The organism is Klebsiella pneumoniae (assembly GCF_000742135.1).
In the GTDB taxonomy this organism is placed as follows: Bacteria; Pseudomonadota; Gammaproteobacteria; order Enterobacterales; family Enterobacteriaceae; genus Klebsiella; species Klebsiella pneumoniae.
This window is the reverse complement of sequence record NZ_KN046818.1, coordinates 2325539-2342719: the sequence shown is the minus strand read 5'-3', so window position 1 is coordinate 2342719 and position 17181 is coordinate 2325539. Positions and strand designations below refer to the sequence as shown.

The following is a 17181-nucleotide window of genomic DNA, read 5'->3' as shown; positions in this document are numbered from 1 at the left end:
TCTTTTTTACAGCTCGTTACGCGCGTCGCGGCGCTGGCTTACCTTTGCGTATCAGTCGGGTCCTACGCTGAGCGCATCCAGCCTGTCGTATAAGGCAGCGGATTGCCGGTACAGCGTATCAAAAAGCTCGCAGCAGGCGTGGTAATAATCCCGCAGAAGGGGATCCGGTGAGATCAGTTTGTCGAACTGCACCGTTTGCCGCACGCCGCTGGCAAAATCGGCGTACAACCCTACGCCAACCCCGGCGATAATACCGCATCCGGTGACGCCATTCTCCTGATTACGCGTAGATAATATCGGCAGATTGTACGCCGAGGCTTTGATTTCAAGCCACAGCGAGCTGCGCGCGCCGCCGCCGGAAGCGATCATTTGTTGCGGATACTGCCCGCACTTCTGCAGCTGCCGAAGATTGCGCCAGGATGCAAAGGCCACCCCTTCCAGAACTGCGCGGAATAAATGACCGCGGCGATGCTTGCGCTGCAGGCCAAAAAACTGTGCCCGCGAGTTCGTGTGTTCGGCCAGACGTTCTCCCGTCAGATAGGGAAGAAACAGCAGCCCTTCTGCCCCCGCCGGCACCGCCGCCGCTTCCTGTAAAAGCTGTGGATGCGTAATCTGGTTATCGGCAAGTGCCAGCCGCGCCCAGCGAACGGCATCGCCGCCGGCGTCGAGGATCGTAAATCCGCCCCAGGCCGCGTTGGCAAGATGAAGATTATTAACCAGCGGATGGTGTAACGGCCGCGGCGACACCACCGTCATCAGCGTCGACGTGCCGGTCGAATCGGACGCCATCCCCGGTTCATACACACCCGAGCCCAGCAGAGAGGCCGCCATATCCGACGTCCCGGCAACCACCGGGATACCCGCCGGCAGGCCCGTCAGGTCGGCTGCGCGCTGCGTCACCTGGCCGATTATGTCGCTGGAAAGTTTAAGCTCCGGGAGCTGATCGACCCGCAGACCAAACGTTTCGCAGGCTTGCGAAGACCAGCTACGGGTTTCGCTGTCCATCAGGAAATAGCACGACGCTTCGCTATAATCGGTCGCCATGGCACCGGTCAGCATGAAATTAATATAGTCCTTCGGCATTAATACTTTGGCGAGCTGCGACCAGCGATCCGGATGATTTTCGCGCCACCAGGCTAACTTGAAAGCGGGCCATGCTGCCGCAGGCGGATTATTCAAATGTGCCAGCCACTTTTCCCAACCTTCGCGCGCGTTAAAGGCGTCAACTTGCGGCTGGCTGCGCTTATCATTCCACAGCAACGCCCTATCCTCCACCAGCTCGCCACGGTCGTCCAGAAGGACGGTGCCATGCATCTGTCCGCAAGCACCAATAACCGCAATTTGCGCTGCCGTTTCAGGATAGCGGTAAAGCACCTCGCGTATACAGTCGCAGGCGGCCTGCCACCATAAAGACGGGGCCTGTTCTGACCAACCTGCACGCGGCGTGGTTTGCTCATACTCTCTTTGCGCAAAGCCGATCATCGCGCCGTCAATGCGCACAATAGCGGCGCGGGTACTGCCAGTGCCAACATCAATCGTGAGTATTTTATCTTTCATCACTAACTCCGGTGACGTCTTAAGGCGGGCCACCAGGCCCGCGGTCTCTCAGTTTAATCGGCGTTCAGCTCGGGAAAACGTTCCGGGTGCTGCTCCAGTTCAGCCAGCACCTTGGTTACCGCGCCATGGCTCATGCCAAAGCGGCGCACGCCAAGCTGGTACAGCGCACGCACCGTGGCCAGATCGCGAATGCCCCCGGCGCCTTTGATATCGATTCGGCCTTTAAGCTGGTCGGCGATGATGCTGACTTTTTCCACCGTGGCGCCGGTGGGCGCCCAGCCGGTAGAGGTTTTGACCCACTTCATCCCCACCTCTACGGCAATTTCGCACACGCGACGAATCTGCTCCTCATTAAGATAGTGCGTTTCAAGGATCACTTTGGCCGGTACCGGGGCGGCGGCTTCCACCACGCGGCGCAAATCTTCGCGCACATAGTCATAATCGCCGGAGAGCACTTTGCCGATATTCACGACCATATCCACTTCCCGAGCGCCGTCGGCAATCAGCTGCCGCACTTCCTGAACCTTGGTATCGGTGGTATGCCCACCGCCGGGAAAGCCGACCGGACCGCCAATCATCACCTCTCCCGTACCCTGCTGCGGCAGCAACGTACTGAGAAAGCGCGTCCAGCAAGGCAGTACGTGGACGGAAATAATGTTGTATCTGGCAGCCAGCTCGGCGCAGGCGCGAACATCCGCTTCGGTACTGGTGGCCTGAACTGCGCTCAGATCAACTAAACGTGCAAAACGACGGGTTGTTTCATTCATGGTCTTATCCTGTCCTTTGTTTTTAATTGCTTTCATTTAATGCTGATATTTGGCTTAAATCCATTTAAAAACGCATTAAATGAAAATAACGTGATCAAATTAGCATTTTTTTATTTTTATTTGTTTTTAATTAGCAGCAGGAAATAAGCGTTAACCTTGCAGAGCAGGCGTAATCGGGCATAAATGGGCGCAAAAGCAATCTTGCATTTATTTTTGTTTGTTTTTGTTTATGCCTGAATCACGGGCGAAATAGCGCAAACCGCTGACGGAAGTGAAGCGAAATGCGTGCGCTATCACAGTGTTCGGCTGCGGATAGCTTGCCTTCGTGGGACATTCCCGAGGTCTCAACGCTCTGCGCAAGGGAAAGGTAATCTGATTATGTACTTCAGGAGAGAGCTATGTTGCCGCTGGAACGTCATCGTTTGATTGTTGAACTGCTGGGCCAACACGGCGTCATGCGGGTGAATGAGATTGCGCAAGCGACTCGGGTCTCCAGGGAAACGATTCGCCGCGATCTGAGCGAGCTGGAACGCAAAGGGATCTTAACCCGAAGCCACGGTGGAGCGCTGGCGGCGGAAAATCCGCTGCCGGCGACCCGGGCGGCGGCATCCGCCCTGCCAGTTGAAGATAGCCAGGGAAGCTTTCAGCACAGAACGCTGCTGCACAGCGAAGGCAAAATGCGCGTGGCCCGTAAAGCACTGCAGTTTCTCCAACCGGGACAGACCATTGTCCTGGACGGGAGTAGCACCAGCTGGTTTTTGGCCCGGCAGATGCCGGAGATGGCGTTGACGGTGATTACGCCCTCCATTCGCATCTTACAAACTCTGATGAGCCGACGCTCGTTGCATCTCGTCGGGCTGGGGGGCGATTTCTCCCCGACCGAAGAGTCGTTCTTCGGGGAAACCGCCTCACGAACGCTACGCGAATATGCCATTGATACGCTCTTTTTCTCCTGCCAGGGGCTGGAGCGCGATAGCGGCTTGTATGCGGGTACGCAAGCCCACGCCGCCCTGCTGAAACAGATGCTGCTGGCCGCCCGTCAGACTGTGGCTTTGGTCGACGGCAGCAAGCTGGGGCGAACAGGCGTCGCGCGTATCGGCGGACTGGGCGAGCTGGACTGTCTGGTGACTGAAAGGTTTGTCGATCCGCTGCTGGAAAAAGAGATGACCTGGCATAACGTCAGCCTGCAAATCGCCTGAGTACGCCGTCATGACGTGACGGTTAATACGCGCAATGTCGAAACGCTGCTTACCGCGGCAGGGCCAGACTTTGCCTGAATTCAGCCACCACCGGAATAAATGAGGCCTTATGCGTTATTACCTTTCTCCCTCGCTGATGTGTATGGACATGATGAAGCTGACGGAACAGCTGCGCTTTCTAAACAGCAAAGCCGACAGGCTGCATGTCGACATCATGGACGGCCACTATGTCAAAAATCTGGCGTTGTCGGCCAGCTTTGTGGCGCAGATCCGTCCCTACACCTCGCTTCCTATCGATGTCCATCTGATGGTCGAAGCGCCCGCTTCGTTTATACCGGCGCTGTTAGACGCCGGCGCAGACGCCTTCTCACTGCATCCGGAGACCATCTGCCGCGAAGCGTTCCGGGTTATCAATATGCTTCGTCAGGCGGGGAAAGAGGTGGGAATGGTGCTCAATCCCGCCACACCGGTTGAGAGCATCCAGCACTATCTGCATCTGCTCGATAAGGTGACGGTGATGACCGTCGACCCAGGCTATGCCGGTCAGCCGTTTATTCCTGAAATGCTCGCCAAAATTACGCAGCTTCATCAGCTCAAAGAGACCGGCAGCCTCCGCTTCTTGCTGGAAGTCGATGGCTCCTGTAACCGCAACACCTACCGCGCGCTGCTGGGCGCCGGGGCGCAGATATTGGTGATGGGCAGCAGCGGTTTATTCCGCGCTGATATGCCGCTCGAGCTGGCCTGGGAAACCATGTCCCGCGAACTGTCCGCCGCGCTGCACTCCCCCGAGCTGGTATAGAGGAGCGAATGATGTCAGGAAAAGTCTGTGTTTTTGGTTCATTCAATTTCGACATGGTCGCCAGGGTGGATCACTTTCCGGTACCAGGTGAGTCGTTAGTGGCCTGCGGAAGTATGACCAGCGCCGGAGGTAAAGGGGCGAACCAGGCCACCGCCGCGCTAAAAGCGGGAGCAAATGTCCACTATATCGGCAAGATTGGCAATGACACCTTCGGCCATTTTGCCCGCCGTCATCTGAAAGGCGTGGGCTTCAATGCTGTGACGCTGCTGGTCGCCGAAGAGATCCCCACCGGCAATGCGCTGATTTATGTCGCCGGTAACGATGCCGAAAACATGATTGCCGTCGATCCCGGCGCGAATATGACGGTGACCGATGATGAAATCGCCGGCTGCATTCCCGCTATCGGCTGCGCGGATGTGGTTCTGGTTCAGCTGGAGAACAATCTTTCTGCTATTGAACAGGTCATAGACGCCGGCAAACAAGCCGGGGCCCTGGTGATGCTCAATCCCGCGCCCTGGCAGCCCGTTGAGCACGCCCTTCTACGCAAAGTGGATTTACTTACACCGAACGCCACGGAGGCCGGGTTAATGACCGGACGCCGGGTTGACAGTCTGACGGCCGCGGCTGAGGCCGCCGACGTGTTGCATGCTCAGGGCGCGCGCAACGTCATTATCACTCTCGGCGCCAGCGGCGCCCTGCTGAGCGAGCATGGGGTGAAATCCCCTATTCCCTGCTTTCCTTCTCACCCCCGAGACACTACCGGTGCGGGCGATGCCTTCAACGGCGCGCTGGCGGCGCGGCTGGCGGCGCTCGGTTATCAGCTCGATGAAGGGCCGATAGAAGAAGACAACGTGCGCTTCCTGCTTATTCGCGGCCCCGATGGCGAACGGCTCGAGTTCGATGCCTGTAAACGCTAAGCGGCAGGGCTGACCCCTTCACTCTTTTAGGCCCGGTTAACACGGGTCTAAAAGATACGTCCTCTGGCTTTATTCACGTCGGTTTGATTCGCGGATATCTCTCCCCCACCCGGTCTCTCCTGCCCATTGTGCAATGTTACAAAATTGCTTCTGTTTTGTTGATTTTCTATTGTGAGCCATTCGGCAATTTCCTCTCCTGAATTTCCCCAGACTACTCCTACTCAATACGCGATATCAGGAGAGACACATGAACAGCACCTCCGCCGACTTCCAGAATCTGTACCAGGCCCTGAGCCACAGCGCCGCCCGCAGCCCGGATGCCCTGGCGCTGGCGTTTGAGGATCGGCGCTATCTGTACCGCGATTTTCATCTGCGGGTACAGCGGGCGATGGCGCAGCTTGATCGCGGCTGGTCGCTGCGCAAAGGCGACCGTATTCTGCTGGCCTGGGGCAATCACCCCGCTTTTTGCGAAGTCCTTTTTGCCGCGCTGGGTTTGGGCATCGAAGTGGTGCCTTTCAGCACCAAGCTTAAGCAGGCCGAAAGCGAGGCGCTGGTAGGCCATATCGCTCCCCGGGTTGTCCTGTTCGATGCGACAGTACAGGACTGGCTGAAAAACACCCCTGACGCGCGTGCGGTTTCTCTCAGCGAATGGCAGGCGCTCTGCCTTCCCGAACCGCTGACCCGCCCGCCGGTCCCGGTTAACCGCGACGATACGGCGGTGATGATGTTCACCTCCGGCACCACCGGAGAGCCTAAAGGGGCGATTATCACCCACAATAACCTGCTCTGCGCGATTGACGCCTATACGCAAAAACTGAATCTCACCGCCGCGGATAGCACCATCCTGGCGGTGCCTATCTATCACATCACCGGCCTGTCGGCGCTGCTGGCGCTGTTTATTAGCCTCGGCGCGAGCATCTGGCTGCAGCATCGGTTCAACGCCCCGCAGGTGATCACCACCCTGCGCGAGCAGAACATTACCTTTCTGCACGGCTCGCCCACCATTTTTATCCTTCTTTGCCAGGCTGCGCGTGAGCAGAGCGTCAACCATCCCAGCGATTTTCCGGCATTGCGCACGATTGCCTGCGGCGCTGGCCACCTGAGCGATGGACTGATCAAGGAGTTAAAAACCCTGTTCCCGCATACCGCGATTCAGCCAATCTACGGCCTCACCGAAACGACCTCGCCTGCGACGATTTTTCCGGGCGACGTCTGGGGCAGCGATAAATGCGGCAGTTCAGGTCAGGCGATCCCGGGTCTCGCCATTACCATCCGCAACGATCGCCAGCAGCCCCTCCCCGCCGGACAAATCGGCCATATCTGGCTAAAAGGCGATGTGGTGATCCGCGAATACTGGCAGCACAGCGAGCGACGCCCGAGCTGCGATGCGCAGGGCTGGTTTTGTACCGGCGATCTGGGCTATCTCGACGACGAAGGCTGGCTGTACATCAAAGACCGCAGCAAGGACATGATCAATCGCGGCGGCGAGAAAATTTACTCACTGGAGCTGGAAAACATTCTCTCTACCTATCGGGGAGTACGGGAAGTTGCCGTCATCCCGACCCCCAGCCCGGTCTACGGCGAAGAGCCCGTGGCGTTTATCGTGCCGGATGGCCAGCATCACCTGACCAGCGAAGAGATCCTCGACTGGCTCAAGGTCAAAATCGCCCGTTTTAAGCTACCGGCGCGCATTATTTTCACCCGTGCTTTACCGCGTACCCACAACGGCAAAGTGAGCAAACAGCAGCTCAAAAAGCGTCTCGCAGAATCCATCATCACGCTATCAACGGAGGATAAAAAGTGAGCAGCAAATTTATCGACGCCCATGAGGCGGCGCGGTGGGTCGCCAGCGGCGACACCGTCTGCACCGTCGGGATGACGCTTATCGGCGCGGCGGAGTCCATTTTAAGCGCCATCGAAGCGCGCTTTCTGACCGCGGGCGAACCGCGTGACCTGACGCTACTGCATGCCGCGGGGCAAAGCGATCGCCAGCGCGGTATCCAGCACTTTGCCCATCCGGGTATGGTGACCCGCCTTATCGGTTCGCACTGGGGCCTGGCGCCGCGCTGGATGGCGATGATCAACAACAACGAAGTGGAAGCCTGGTGCCTGCCGCAGGGGCAGATCGTTCATCTCTATAGCGCGATGGCCGCCGGACTGCCGGGGCGGCTTTCTCCCGTCGGTCTCGGTACCTTTGTCGATCCGCGCATAGAGGGCGGAAGGATGAACGCCCGCACCCGCGAACGACCCAATCTGATCGAGCACGTCACGTTTCGCGGCGACGAATATCTGTTTTATCCGGCCCTTCCTCTGGACGTGGTCATTGTGCGCGGCACCCATGCTGATGAAGACGGTAACCTCACGACCGATGAAGAGGTGATGAAGCTGGAAGTCCTGCACGCCGTTCTCGCCGCCAGACGCTACGGGGCGAAGGTGCTGGCGCAGGTGAAATATCGCGTAGCGAAAGGCTCGCTGCATCCGAAAAGCATCACTGTTCCCGGCAACCTGATCGACGCCATCGTGGTATGCGAAGAGCCGCAGACGGATCACCGCCAGACTTCAAGCTGGGCCTTCGACCCAGCGCTGTGCGGCGATATCCAGCTGCCCGCCGCGCAGAATGCGCCGCTGCCGCTGGACCTGCGCAAGCTTATCGGGCGGATTGCTTGCCGCTATCTGACCCCCGGCTGCGTCATCAATCTCGGCACCGGTATTCCCAATGACGTGATTGGCGCCATCATTCACGAGGAACAGCTCGGGGAGCAGGTCACCATCACCGTCGAGTCAGGGATCTACGGCGGGCAGCAGGCGGGTGGCGTGGATTTCGGTATCGGCCGTAATCTGAGCGCGATGATTAGCCACCAGGATCAAATGCTCTACTACAACGGCGCAGGGGTCGACATCACCTTTATGGGCGCCGGCGAGATTGACCCGCACGGGCACGTCAATGCCACACGGCTCGGCGCATCCTGCCCCGGCGCGGGCGGTTTTATCGATATCACCCAGAATGCCCGCCACGTCGTGTTCTGCTCCTCTTTTACCGCCAAAGGGCTGGAGATCGCCTGTGAACACGGGGCGCTGCATATCCGCCGCGAAGGCGAAGTGCGTAAATTCGTCGCCGGGGTAAACCAGATTTCTTACAACGGCGAACTGGCCCGCGCCAAAGGACAAACCATGCATTACGTCACCGAACGGGCGGTTTTCGAACTGCGCCCGGAAGGACCGGTGCTGACGGAAATCGCCCCCGGTATCGATCTTGAGCGCGACATCCTGGCGCATATGGATTTTCATCCGGCGATCGCCGCGGATCTTCAGGTTATGGATAGCCGATTGTTCGCCCCGCCGCCCTGCGGTCTCGCGGAACATCTGTCCCGGAATTCATCCTCTGACTCATAAGGAACGTTGCTATGAAACTTGCCAGTAAAACCGCCATTGTCACCGGCGCCGCACGCGGTATCGGCTTTGGCATTGCCCAGGTGCTTGCGCGGGAAGGCGCGCGAGTGATTATCGCCGATCGTGATGCACACGGCGAAGCCGCCGCCGCTTCCCTGCGCGAATCGGGCGCACAGGCGCTGTTTATCAGCTGCAATATCGCTGAAAAAACGCAGGTCGAAGCCCTGTTTTCCCAGGCCGAAGAGGCGTTTGGCCCGGTAGACATTCTGGTGAATAACGCCGGAATCAACCGCGACGCCATGCTGCACAAATTAACGGAAGCGGACTGGGACACGGTTATCGACATTAACCTGAAAGGCACTTTCCTCTGTATGCAGCAGGCCGCTATCCGCATGCGCGAGCGCGGTGCGGGCCGCATTATCAATATCGCTTCCGCCAGCTGGCTTGGCAACGTCGGGCAAACCAACTATTCGGCGTCAAAAGCCGGCGTGGTGGGAATGACCAAAACCGCCTGCCGCGAACTGGCGAAAAAAGGTGTCACGGTGAATGCCATCTGCCCGGGCTTTATCGATACCGACATGACGCGCGGCGTACCGGAAAACGTCTGGCAAATCATGATCAGTAAAATCTCCGCGGGTTATGCCGGCGAGGCGAAAGACGTCGGCGAGTGCGTGGCGTTTCTGGCGTCCGATGGCGCGCGCTATATCAATGGTGAAGTGATTAACGTCGGCGGCGGCATGGTGCTGTAAGGAGAAAAACAATGACCCAGGCTAATGATATTGTGATTGTCAGCGGCGTCCGTACCGCTATTGGCACGTTTAACGGCAGTCTTAAACATACCCATCAGCATGACCTTGGGGCCGCCGTCATTCGCGAAGCGATCGCCCGCGCCGGGATTGCGCCGCAGGATATCGACGAAACGATCGTCGGCAACGTCGGGCAAATCGCCGAAAGCGGTTTTATCGCCCGCATCTGTCAGCTGCGCGCGGGGATCCCGCAGGAGAGCACCGCCTATTCCGTTAACCGCCAGTGCGGCTCCGGACTTCAGGCCCTGGCGGACGGCATGATGCAGCTGCAAAGCGGCCAGGCCGAGGTGGTCGTCGCCTGCGGCACTGAAAATATGACCCAGCTGCCCTACTACCTGCGTAAAGCGCGCGATGGCTATCGCATGGGCAATGGCGAGCTGGAAGATGGCCTGATCTCCATTCTCACCTGGCCGGAAGGCCCTTATCACAACGGCATCACCGCGGAAAACGTCGCGCAACGCTTCGGTATTACCCGCGAAGCGATGGACGATTTCGCCTGGTCGAGCCAGCAGAAGGCGCTGAAGGCGATCGCGGAGGGTCGCTTTCGCGAGCAGATCCTGGCCCTTGAGGTGCCGGACGGCAAAAAAGCGACCCGCCTGTTTGCGACCGATGAACACCCGCGCGACACCCCGCGTGAAAAGCTCGCCACGCTGCGTCCGGCGTTTAAAGCCGACGGCGTGGTGACGGCGGCCAACTCATCGGGCATTAACGACGGCGCGGCGGCGCTGGTGATGATGACCCGCCAGCAGGCGGAAAAACGCGGCTTAACCCCGCGCATGCGCATTCGCGGCTGGGCGGTCGCCGGCTGCGGAGCGGAGATTATGGGGTTTGGTCCCTCTCCCGCTACCCGACGCCTGATGGACCGTCTCAATATAGATGTGCAGTCCATTGATTTAATTGAACTCAACGAGGCCTTCGCCGCTCAGGCGCTGGCGGTGATGAACGATCTGCGTCTCGACCCGGCCCGCGTTAACGTCAACGGCGGCGCGATCGCCCTCGGCCACCCGGTAGGCGCCAGCGGTGCGATTCTGCCGGTCAAACTGATGTATGAAATGGCGCGCAGCGGCGCACGCACTGGTCTGGTCAGCATGTGCATCGGCGGCGGCCAGGGGATTTCTATGCTGTTCGAGCGCGAAGGCGCTTAGCAAAAGACGGCCCGAAGTGGGGCTTCGGGCCGGGCGTCGTTCGGGTCAGCACCCGGCGACAACCTGTGAGCTGACGAACGGGATCGTCTCGATCCCGGCAAGTCTTCTGACCACGAATACGGGGAAATAATAACCATGTCCGCAATAAATGAAAAGGCGGTAAACGGGACGCAGCTGCAACGCACCCATAAAAAAATCTACCGCCATTTGATGCCGCTGCTTATCGTGGCGTACATCATCAGCTTTATTGATCGTACCAATATTGGCATGGCGAAAGCGACCATGTCGGTGGATATCGGCCTTTCCGCAACCGCATTCGGCCTCGGGGCCGGGTTGTTTTTTCTCACCTACGCAGTGCTGGAGATCCCCAGTAACCTGTTTCTCACCCGGATTGGCGCACGGCGCTGGATAGCTCGCATCATGATTACCTGGGGCATCCTCTCCTGCGGTATGGCGTTTGTCACCGGGCCTACGTCCTTTTACGTGATGCGCCTTCTGCTCGGCGCCGCCGAAGCGGGACTCTATCCGGGCATTATTTACTACCTCACCCTCTGGTTTGGCCGCGAAGAGCGCGCAAAAGCCACCGGCCTGTTCCTGCTGGGGGTCTGTCTGGCCAATATTATCGGCGCGCCGCTGGGCGGATTGTTATTAAGCCTTGATGGCATGTCCGGCTGGCACGGCTGGCAGTGGATGTTCTTTATCGAAGGGCTGCCTGCGATAGCGCTGGCGTTCGTCGTCTGGCGCAGACTGCCGGATAAACCAGCCGACGCCCGCTGGCTGGACAGCGACGATGTGCAAGCCATTAACGCGGTACTGGCGAAAGAAGCCGAGGAAACGCGCCATACGCCGAGCCGTTTCTCCCTGAAAACCGCGCTGTCCACCCGAGTGTTTTTGTTGCTGGTGTTGATTTACTTTACCCACCAGTTTTCGGTTTACGGCCTGAGTTATTTCCTGCCGGGGATCATCGGTAGCTGGGGCCAGCTTACTCCGCTGCAGATTGGTCTGCTGACCGCCATCCCGTGGATTGCCGCCGCCGCGGGTGGGATCCTGCTGCCGCGATTCGCCCGCACGGAACAGCGTTCCCGCAGCATGCTGATGGCCGGATATCTGGTCATGGCGACCGGCATGGCGATTGGCGCCATTGCCGGCCACGGTGTGGCGCTGCTTGGCTTCTCGCTGGCCGCTTTCATGTTCTTCGCTATGCAATCCATCATCTTTAACTGGCTCCCGTCCATCATGAGCGGGCATATGCTGGCGGGCAGCTTCGGCCTGCTCAACTGCCTCGGGCTGTGCGGGGGCTTTCTCGGGCCGTTTATTCTCGGCGCGTTTGAGGACCGCACCGGTGCGGCAACGTCCGGCTTATGGTTCGCTGTCGCGCTACTGATTATCGGCGCGCTGGTGTCCCTGTTTCTCAAAAGTTCCTCATCCCCAGGCTCCGTATCGGCGAAACAGGCCCACGGCGAAAAAGTGTAATCAGGAGGCCATTATGCGCATTGAAGTGTTACTGGATTTAAAAACCCGACTCGGCGAAAGCCCGGTCTGGGATGTCGAACAGCAGCGTCTTTGGTGGGTGGACAGCCTCGACGGGCGCCTGTTCGCCTGCAACGCGCAGGGCGGCGCGATCAAGAGCTGGGACGTGCGACAGAAAATTGGCTCTTTCGCCCTGCGCCAGAACGGCGAAGGCGCGGTGGTGGCGCTGCAGAATGGCGTTCATCTGCTCGACTTCGCCAGCGGCGAGCTGACGCTGTTGCACCATCCGGAAGCGGACCGACCCTTTAACCGGCTCAACGACGGCAAAGTCGATCGTCAGGGACGCTTTCTGTTCGGGTCAATGGATATGCGCGAAGAGGAACCGAGCGGCGCGCTATATCGCCTGGACCCCGATCTGTCCCTGCACGTGCTGAAGAAAGACATTATCGTCTCTAACGCCCCCTGCTGGAGCCCCTCCGGCGAGACCTTCTATTTTGCCGATACCTGGACGGGCGAAATCTGCGCCTGGGACTACAACACCGCGACCGGCGATCTTTCCGGCGAACGGGTCTTTTGCCATGTCGATCGCAGCGAAGGCGGCGCGGCGGACGGCGCCACCGTGGACAGCGAAGGCTATCTGTGGAACGCGCTGGTCTACGCGGGCAAGCTGGTGCGCTATACCCCGGAGGGCAAGGTCGATCGCATCATTGAGATGCCGGTGAAAAAAGTGACCAGCGTGATGTTCGGCGGCGAAAACCTTGATGTGCTGTACGTCACCTCCATGGCGCAGCCGCCCCTGCCGCGCTTCCCGGAAGATAATCAGCTGCGCGGCAGCCTGTTCGCCATTTACGACCTGGGCGTGACCGGCGTAGCGGAACGGCGCTTCGCCGGCTAAACGAACCACCGGCTCGCCGCGATAACAATAATACCCGGCGAACTGACTCTGACCCTGACACCAGGCGGCGCGCATCATGCTGTCGCGACGCCGCGGAGTAAACACGACTATGACAACAATCAATCACACACCTGCCGGCGAACAACGTGGCAAAAAGCGGCTGATACATCGCTTCTCCTGGGTTTCGCTACTGGTTTGCTGGCTAATCTGGGTGCTTAACGCCTACGATCGCGAGATGATCCTGCGCCTTGGCCCGGTCATCTCTAAGGAGTTCTCGCTCTCGCCGGAACAGTGGGGCAATATCGTCGCCCTGATCATGGTAGCCCTTGCGGTGCTGGATATTCCCGGCTCCATCTGGAGCGATCGCTACGGGTCTGGCTGGAAACGAGCGCGCTTTCAGGTACCGCTGGTGCTGGGCTATACCGCGCTGTCTTTTATTTCCGGGATTAAAGCGATCAGCCACGGGCTGACGGCCTTTGTGCTGCTGCGCGTGGGCGTCAACCTTGGGGCCGGCTGGGGCGAACCCGTCGGCGTCAGCAACACCGCGGAGTGGTGGCCGAAAGAGAAGCGTGGTTTTGCGCTGGGGGTGCATCATACCGGCTATCCGATTGGCGCGCTGCTGAGCGGCGTGGTGGCAAGCCTGGTGCTTGCCACGTTTGGCGAAGGCAGCTGGCGCTACTGCTTCCTGCTGGTGCTGCTCGTCGCCATCCCGCTAATGATCTTCTGGGCAAAATATTCTACCGCCGACCGCATCAACACGCTTTATCAGCATATCGACAGCCAGGGGTTGACGCGCCCGGCGACGCAGGAAAGCAGCCATGTCGCCAAAGGCGAAGGGATGAAGACCTTTTTACGCACCCTGCGCAACCGCAATATTTCGCTGACGGCGGGCAATACCCTGCTGACGCAAATCGTCTATATGGGCATTAACGTTGTACTGCCCCCGTATCTTTATCACGTCTCCGGCCTGTCGCTGGCGGCGTCCGCCGGGCTGAGTATTATCTTCACGCTTACCGGTACCCTGGGTCAGGTAATCTGGCCCTGGCTGTCGGATAGCTTTGGCCGTAAACGAACCCTGATCGTCTGCGGTCTGTGGATGAGTATCGGCATTGCGCTGTTCTATTTCGCCACCAATATGCCGCGCCTTATCGCCATTCAGCTATTTTTTGGCCTGGTGGCCAACGCCGTGTGGCCTATCTACTACGCCATGGCGTCGGACTCCGCCGAAGAACGCGCCACCTCTACCGCTTTCTCCGCTGGGGCTTTGGTCCCCGACACCGGGGCATCAATATAGGTCATCGCTGGCTGAAGTTCCCGCAACAACGCGATGGCCTGCCGGGTCTCCGGCAGGCCAATGGTGCCCATCTGGCAATAGATCGCCTGCGGCTGACAGGCGGGCGCGATTTGCGCCAGTACCTCGAGGGTGGCCTCGCCGTCGGCGAGCATACTGATGATCACCTCGGCATCGGCCACCGCCTGCTGCGGCGTGGCGTGCAGAGATAACCCATGCGCCTGTAAATCTTCGCCGCGGGCTGGCGAACGGTTCCAGCCGGCAACGGTAAAGCCGTTTTTCAGCAGGTTACTGGCAAAAGCGTGTCCCATGGCGCCGAGTCCCAGCACCGCGACCTTTGGTAATGTACTCATCTTGTCTGTCCTGATTCGCGTCTTAATAAAAGCGGACCTCTACTATCGCATCTCTGGCACGGATGTCAGTAGCAATAACGGGCATGAAAAGTGACACTGTCACTGATGTTCTCAAGGCTGACGAAGCCATTCCAGTAAGCGGCGCATCGCTGGCGACAGGCTGGCGTCATCCTGATAGCACAGGCACAAACGGCGCTGCGCCCAGCGGTCCTGTAACCCGATGACGGCAAACGAATAGCGCTGCCGGTAACGCTCGGCAATAACGCGCGGCAGGATCGCCCCGCCGGCGCCGTGCGCCACCATCTCGCAAAGCCCTGCAAAATGGCTCATCCTGACCCGAACGTTTAGCGCCTGGCCGAGTTCAGCTGCGTGCTGTTCGATATGCTGCTGTAGCGCACTGGTCTGATAGAGGGCGACCAACGGCTCGTTGAGCACCGCCGCAAACGCCACTTCCTGTTTTTCGGCCAGAGGGTGAGCTGGCGGCACGATCAGCACCAGCGGGTCGTCAGCGACGGGATCGAGGCGCAGCGGCCCGGCGTCGACCGCATCGGACACCACTCCGGCCTGCGCCACGCCCGCCAGGATACAGCTGACGATATCCGCGCTGGTGCGTTCTTCGGTTTCGATCTGCACCGCCGGGTGCGCTGCCATCCAGGCGGCAAGCTTCCCCGGCAGAAAGGCCGACATCGCCGAGGTGTTGGCGAACAGGCGCAGCGTCCCCCGCTGACCGCAGGCGAAGGCGTGCATCGCCTGGCGCAGACGCTGCTGCTGCGCAAGAAGCGGGCGGGCATGGCGCGCCAGTACCTCCCCGGCCTCTGTCATCGTCACCCCGCGGGCATGACGGTGCAACAGCGGCACGCCGATCTCGGCCTCCATCTTGCGCAGCCTCTCACTGGCGGACGCCAGGGCCAGATGGGCATTCGCCGCTCCGCCGGTGATACTACCGGTATCCACGATGGCGATAAATAGCCGCAGATCGGCCAGATCCAGTCGCATCAGGCCCTCCTTTCCCTTCGGTTTTTCCGTAGTCTATGGCCAACATACCGCATTGTGGCCCTCACGACCAGCTGTTTCAATGCCCCTTTCTACCCTGAAAAGTGAGCCATAATGTTCGATTTACACACGATCTCTTTCCTGTTGATCTTTATTGCCGCCGGGCTGGTCAAAGGGGTGACCGGCATGGGATTGCCCACCGTGGCGATGGGCCTGCTTGGCCTGCTGATGCCGCCGCAGGCCGCAGCGGCGCTGCTGGTCCTTCCCTCGCTGCTCACCAATCTCTGGCAGTTACTGGCAGGCCCGGCGCTGGCGCAGATTGTACGCCGTCTCTGGCTTATGATGACCGGGATTATTATTGGCACGTTGGCTGGATCCTCACTGCTGATCGGCCTCAATCCTCGGTGGTCGGCGCTGGCGCTTGGCGCCGCATTGATAGTCTATGCCGGGTATGCGCTCTGCAGTCCGGTGTTTCAGGTTTCCGGCCGCGTGGAGAAGTGGCTGTCGCCGCTCATGGGCGGGCTGACCGGCGTTATCACCGGGGCGACCGGGGTATTTGTTATTCCGGCCGTTCCCTGGCTACAGGCGCTGGGCTTTCGTCGCGACGAGCTGGTGCAGGCCCTGGGGTTGTCGTTCACCCTTTCCACCCTGGCGTTGGCGGCTGGCCTCGCCCTGCACGATGGCTGGCATGATGATGCATGGCTATTGTCGGCGCTGGCGCTGTTGCCGGCACTGCTCGGCATGTGGCTGGGACAGCGGATCCGCTCACGTCTCAGCCCGCAGCGCTTTCGTCAGGGCTTTCTGTTGTTCCTGCTGGCGCTGGGGATAGAGCTGATCGCCCGGGGATGGCTGGTCTGAATCCTCTAGCGGCGGGTAATGTGCTTCACATTATACTTACTGGTGTTCTGGTAGATCTCTGAGAAATCGACGATCGCCCGGTTCTGGGCGTAGCTGATCGATTGCACCCGCAGCAGGAGGCTGTTTGGCGCCACCTGCAGCAGCTCCGCCTGCTCACGGGTCGCCAGCACCGGGGTATAGCTGCGGTGGCTCTCGATGATGGTGATATGGCACTCTTTTTTAAAATAGTTGAACTTAGACTGCTCGAGGTTACCCACGCTGAGCCAGGGGAAGGTGGCGAAGGGGATATAGCTGTTTTCCACCAGGATTGGGACCTCATCGATCAGCCGCAGCCGTCTGACGTAATACACTTTCTCCCCCGGCTGGATCTTTAACTGCTGGGCAATGGCTGGCGGGGCATCAAGCAGCGTAAATTCAATAACTTTGTTACGGTAGTTGGTGACGCCCACCACCTGCATCTGGTAGTTAAAGCCCTCCAGTTCCCCGCCATGATAGTTACTTTTACGCACAATGCAGGTTCCGCTGCCGTGCCGCCGCGCGATCAGCTTTTCTTCCTCCAGTAGCGCCAGCGCTTTGCGCAGCGTCATCACCGAGACCTTCAGCTCCGCGGCGAGCGCTTTTTCGCTGGGCAGCATATCGCCGACGGCATAGTCGTCGCTGTTGATGCGGGTCCGCAGTTCAGTGGCAATCTTTTTATAAATCACTTTTAGATGTCTCGATGGAGTGGCGCCAGTCAACGGT

The 17181-nt window shown here is 59.3% G+C and carries 14 protein-coding genes and 2 pseudogenes; 11 read left to right on the top strand and 5 right to left on the bottom strand.

Annotated elements, in window-relative coordinates:
* Positions 1-51: 51 nt before the first annotated feature.
* Complete coding sequence (locus DR88_RS14335) at positions 52-1557, bottom strand: xylulokinase (protein WP_004213052.1); 1506 nt, start codon at positions 1555-1557, stop codon at positions 52-54.
* 53 nt (positions 1558-1610) lie between these two features.
* Entirely contained in the window at positions 1611-2360 is a 750-nt protein-coding gene (deoC, locus tag DR88_RS14340) for a deoxyribose-phosphate aldolase (protein ID WP_004190109.1), read from the bottom strand.
* Between the two features lie 362 nt (positions 2361-2722).
* Here deoC and DR88_RS14345 point away from each other — a divergent pair, with 362 nt between their 5' ends.
* The 10 genes and pseudogenes from DR88_RS14345 to DR88_RS14390 all read left to right on the top strand — a co-directional run.
* Positions 2723-3523: a DeoR/GlpR family DNA-binding transcription regulator gene (locus tag DR88_RS14345; RefSeq protein ID WP_004143408.1), complete on the top strand. Its 801-nt coding sequence runs from the start codon at positions 2723-2725 to the stop codon at positions 3521-3523.
* Positions 3524-3632: 109 nt separating this feature from the next.
* Positions 3633-4322, top strand: a complete 690-nt coding sequence (alsE, locus tag DR88_RS14350; protein WP_004151641.1) for a D-allulose 6-phosphate 3-epimerase — start codon at positions 3633-3635, stop codon at positions 4320-4322.
* A gap of 11 nt (positions 4323-4333) precedes the next feature.
* Positions 4334-5239 (top strand): ribokinase, encoded by a 906-nt coding sequence (locus tag DR88_RS14355; protein ID WP_371920526.1) that lies wholly within the window; start codon positions 4334-4336, stop codon positions 5237-5239.
* 247 nt (positions 5240-5486) lie between these two features.
* Positions 5487-7043: a class I adenylate-forming enzyme family protein gene (locus tag DR88_RS14360; protein WP_004148395.1), complete on the top strand. Its 1557-nt coding sequence runs from the start codon at positions 5487-5489 to the stop codon at positions 7041-7043.
* The gene (locus tag DR88_RS14365) at positions 7040-8632 is read left to right on the top strand and encodes an acyl CoA:acetate/3-ketoacid CoA transferase (RefSeq protein ID WP_004148394.1); all 1593 of its coding nucleotides are present in this window, start codon (positions 7040-7042) and stop codon (positions 8630-8632) included. Before DR88_RS14360 ends, DR88_RS14365 begins: the two co-directional genes overlap by 4 nt.
* Positions 8633-8643: 11 nt before the next feature.
* Complete coding sequence (gene fabG, locus DR88_RS14370) at positions 8644-9378, top strand: 3-oxoacyl-ACP reductase FabG (protein ID WP_032443884.1); 735 nt, start codon at positions 8644-8646, stop codon at positions 9376-9378.
* Between the two features lie 11 nt (positions 9379-9389).
* Positions 9390-10580 carry a thiolase family protein gene (locus tag DR88_RS14375; RefSeq protein WP_004148393.1) on the top strand — a complete coding sequence of 397 codons (1191 nt, stop codon included), beginning with the start codon at positions 9390-9392 and terminating at the stop codon, positions 10578-10580.
* Positions 10581-10715: 135 nt separating this feature from the next.
* Positions 10716-12053 carry an MFS transporter gene (locus DR88_RS14380; protein WP_004143425.1) on the top strand — a complete coding sequence of 446 codons (1338 nt, stop codon included), beginning with the start codon at positions 10716-10718 and terminating at the stop codon, positions 12051-12053.
* 13 nt (positions 12054-12066) lie between these two features.
* Positions 12067-12945, top strand: coding sequence for an SMP-30/gluconolactonase/LRE family protein (locus tag DR88_RS14385; protein WP_004148392.1), 879 nt, complete (start codon positions 12067-12069; stop codon positions 12943-12945).
* Between the two features lie 76 nt (positions 12946-13021).
* A pseudogene (locus DR88_RS14390) lies at positions 13022-14194 on the top strand (MFS transporter); the annotation flags it as partial.
* Here the strand turns inward: DR88_RS14390 and DR88_RS14395 are convergent.
* Both DR88_RS14395 and DR88_RS14400 read right to left on the bottom strand, forming a co-directional pair.
* Positions 14158-14589: pseudogene (locus DR88_RS14395) on the bottom strand (NAD(P)-dependent oxidoreductase); the annotation flags it as partial. The pseudogenes DR88_RS14390 and DR88_RS14395 sit on opposite strands and share 37 nt — an antisense overlap.
* A gap of 111 nt (positions 14590-14700) precedes the next feature.
* Entirely contained in the window at positions 14701-15585 is an 885-nt protein-coding gene (locus tag DR88_RS14400; RefSeq protein WP_025861994.1) for a LysR family transcriptional regulator, read from the bottom strand.
* Positions 15586-15696: 111 nt separating this feature from the next.
* Between DR88_RS14400 and DR88_RS14405 the strand changes: the two genes are divergently transcribed.
* On the top strand, positions 15697-16440 hold the full coding sequence (locus tag DR88_RS14405) for a sulfite exporter TauE/SafE family protein (RefSeq protein ID WP_002904827.1): 744 nt from the start codon (positions 15697-15699) through the stop codon (positions 16438-16440).
* A 5-nt stretch (positions 16441-16445) separates the two neighbouring features.
* On the opposite strand, the gene DR88_RS14410 is transcribed toward DR88_RS14405, so the two are convergent.
* Positions 16446-17144, bottom strand: a complete 699-nt coding sequence (locus DR88_RS14410) for a GntR family transcriptional regulator (protein ID WP_002904825.1) — start codon at positions 17142-17144, stop codon at positions 16446-16448.
* Between the last annotated feature and the right edge of the window lie 37 nt (positions 17145-17181).

Excerpts from the sequence above, each read along its gene's own strand:
- DR88_RS14335 (WP_004213052.1), bottom strand. The coding sequence starts at position 1,557 with ATGAAAGATAAAATACTCACGATTGATGTTGGCACTGGCAGTACCCGC.
- deoC (WP_004190109.1), bottom strand. The coding sequence starts at position 2,360 with ATGAAAGCAATTAAAAACAAAGGACAGGATAAGACCATGAATGAAACA.
- DR88_RS14345 (WP_004143408.1), top strand. The coding sequence starts at position 2,723 with ATGTTGCCGCTGGAACGTCATCGTTTGATTGTTGAACTGCTGGGCCAA.
- alsE (WP_004151641.1), top strand. The coding sequence starts at position 3,633 with ATGCGTTATTACCTTTCTCCCTCGCTGATGTGTATGGACATGATGAAG.
- DR88_RS14355 (WP_371920526.1), top strand. The coding sequence starts at position 4,334 with ATGTCAGGAAAAGTCTGTGTTTTTGGTTCATTCAATTTCGACATGGTC.
- DR88_RS14360 (WP_004148395.1), top strand. The coding sequence starts at position 5,487 with ATGAACAGCACCTCCGCCGACTTCCAGAATCTGTACCAGGCCCTGAGC.
- fabG (WP_032443884.1), top strand. The coding sequence starts at position 8,644 with ATGAAACTTGCCAGTAAAACCGCCATTGTCACCGGCGCCGCACGCGGT.
- DR88_RS14375 (WP_004148393.1), top strand. The coding sequence starts at position 9,390 with ATGACCCAGGCTAATGATATTGTGATTGTCAGCGGCGTCCGTACCGCT.
- DR88_RS14380 (WP_004143425.1), top strand. The coding sequence starts at position 10,716 with ATGTCCGCAATAAATGAAAAGGCGGTAAACGGGACGCAGCTGCAACGC.
- DR88_RS14385 (WP_004148392.1), top strand. The coding sequence starts at position 12,067 with ATGCGCATTGAAGTGTTACTGGATTTAAAAACCCGACTCGGCGAAAGC.
- DR88_RS14400 (WP_025861994.1), bottom strand. The coding sequence starts at position 15,585 with ATGCGACTGGATCTGGCCGATCTGCGGCTATTTATCGCCATCGTGGAT.
- DR88_RS14405 (WP_002904827.1), top strand. The coding sequence starts at position 15,697 with ATGTTCGATTTACACACGATCTCTTTCCTGTTGATCTTTATTGCCGCC.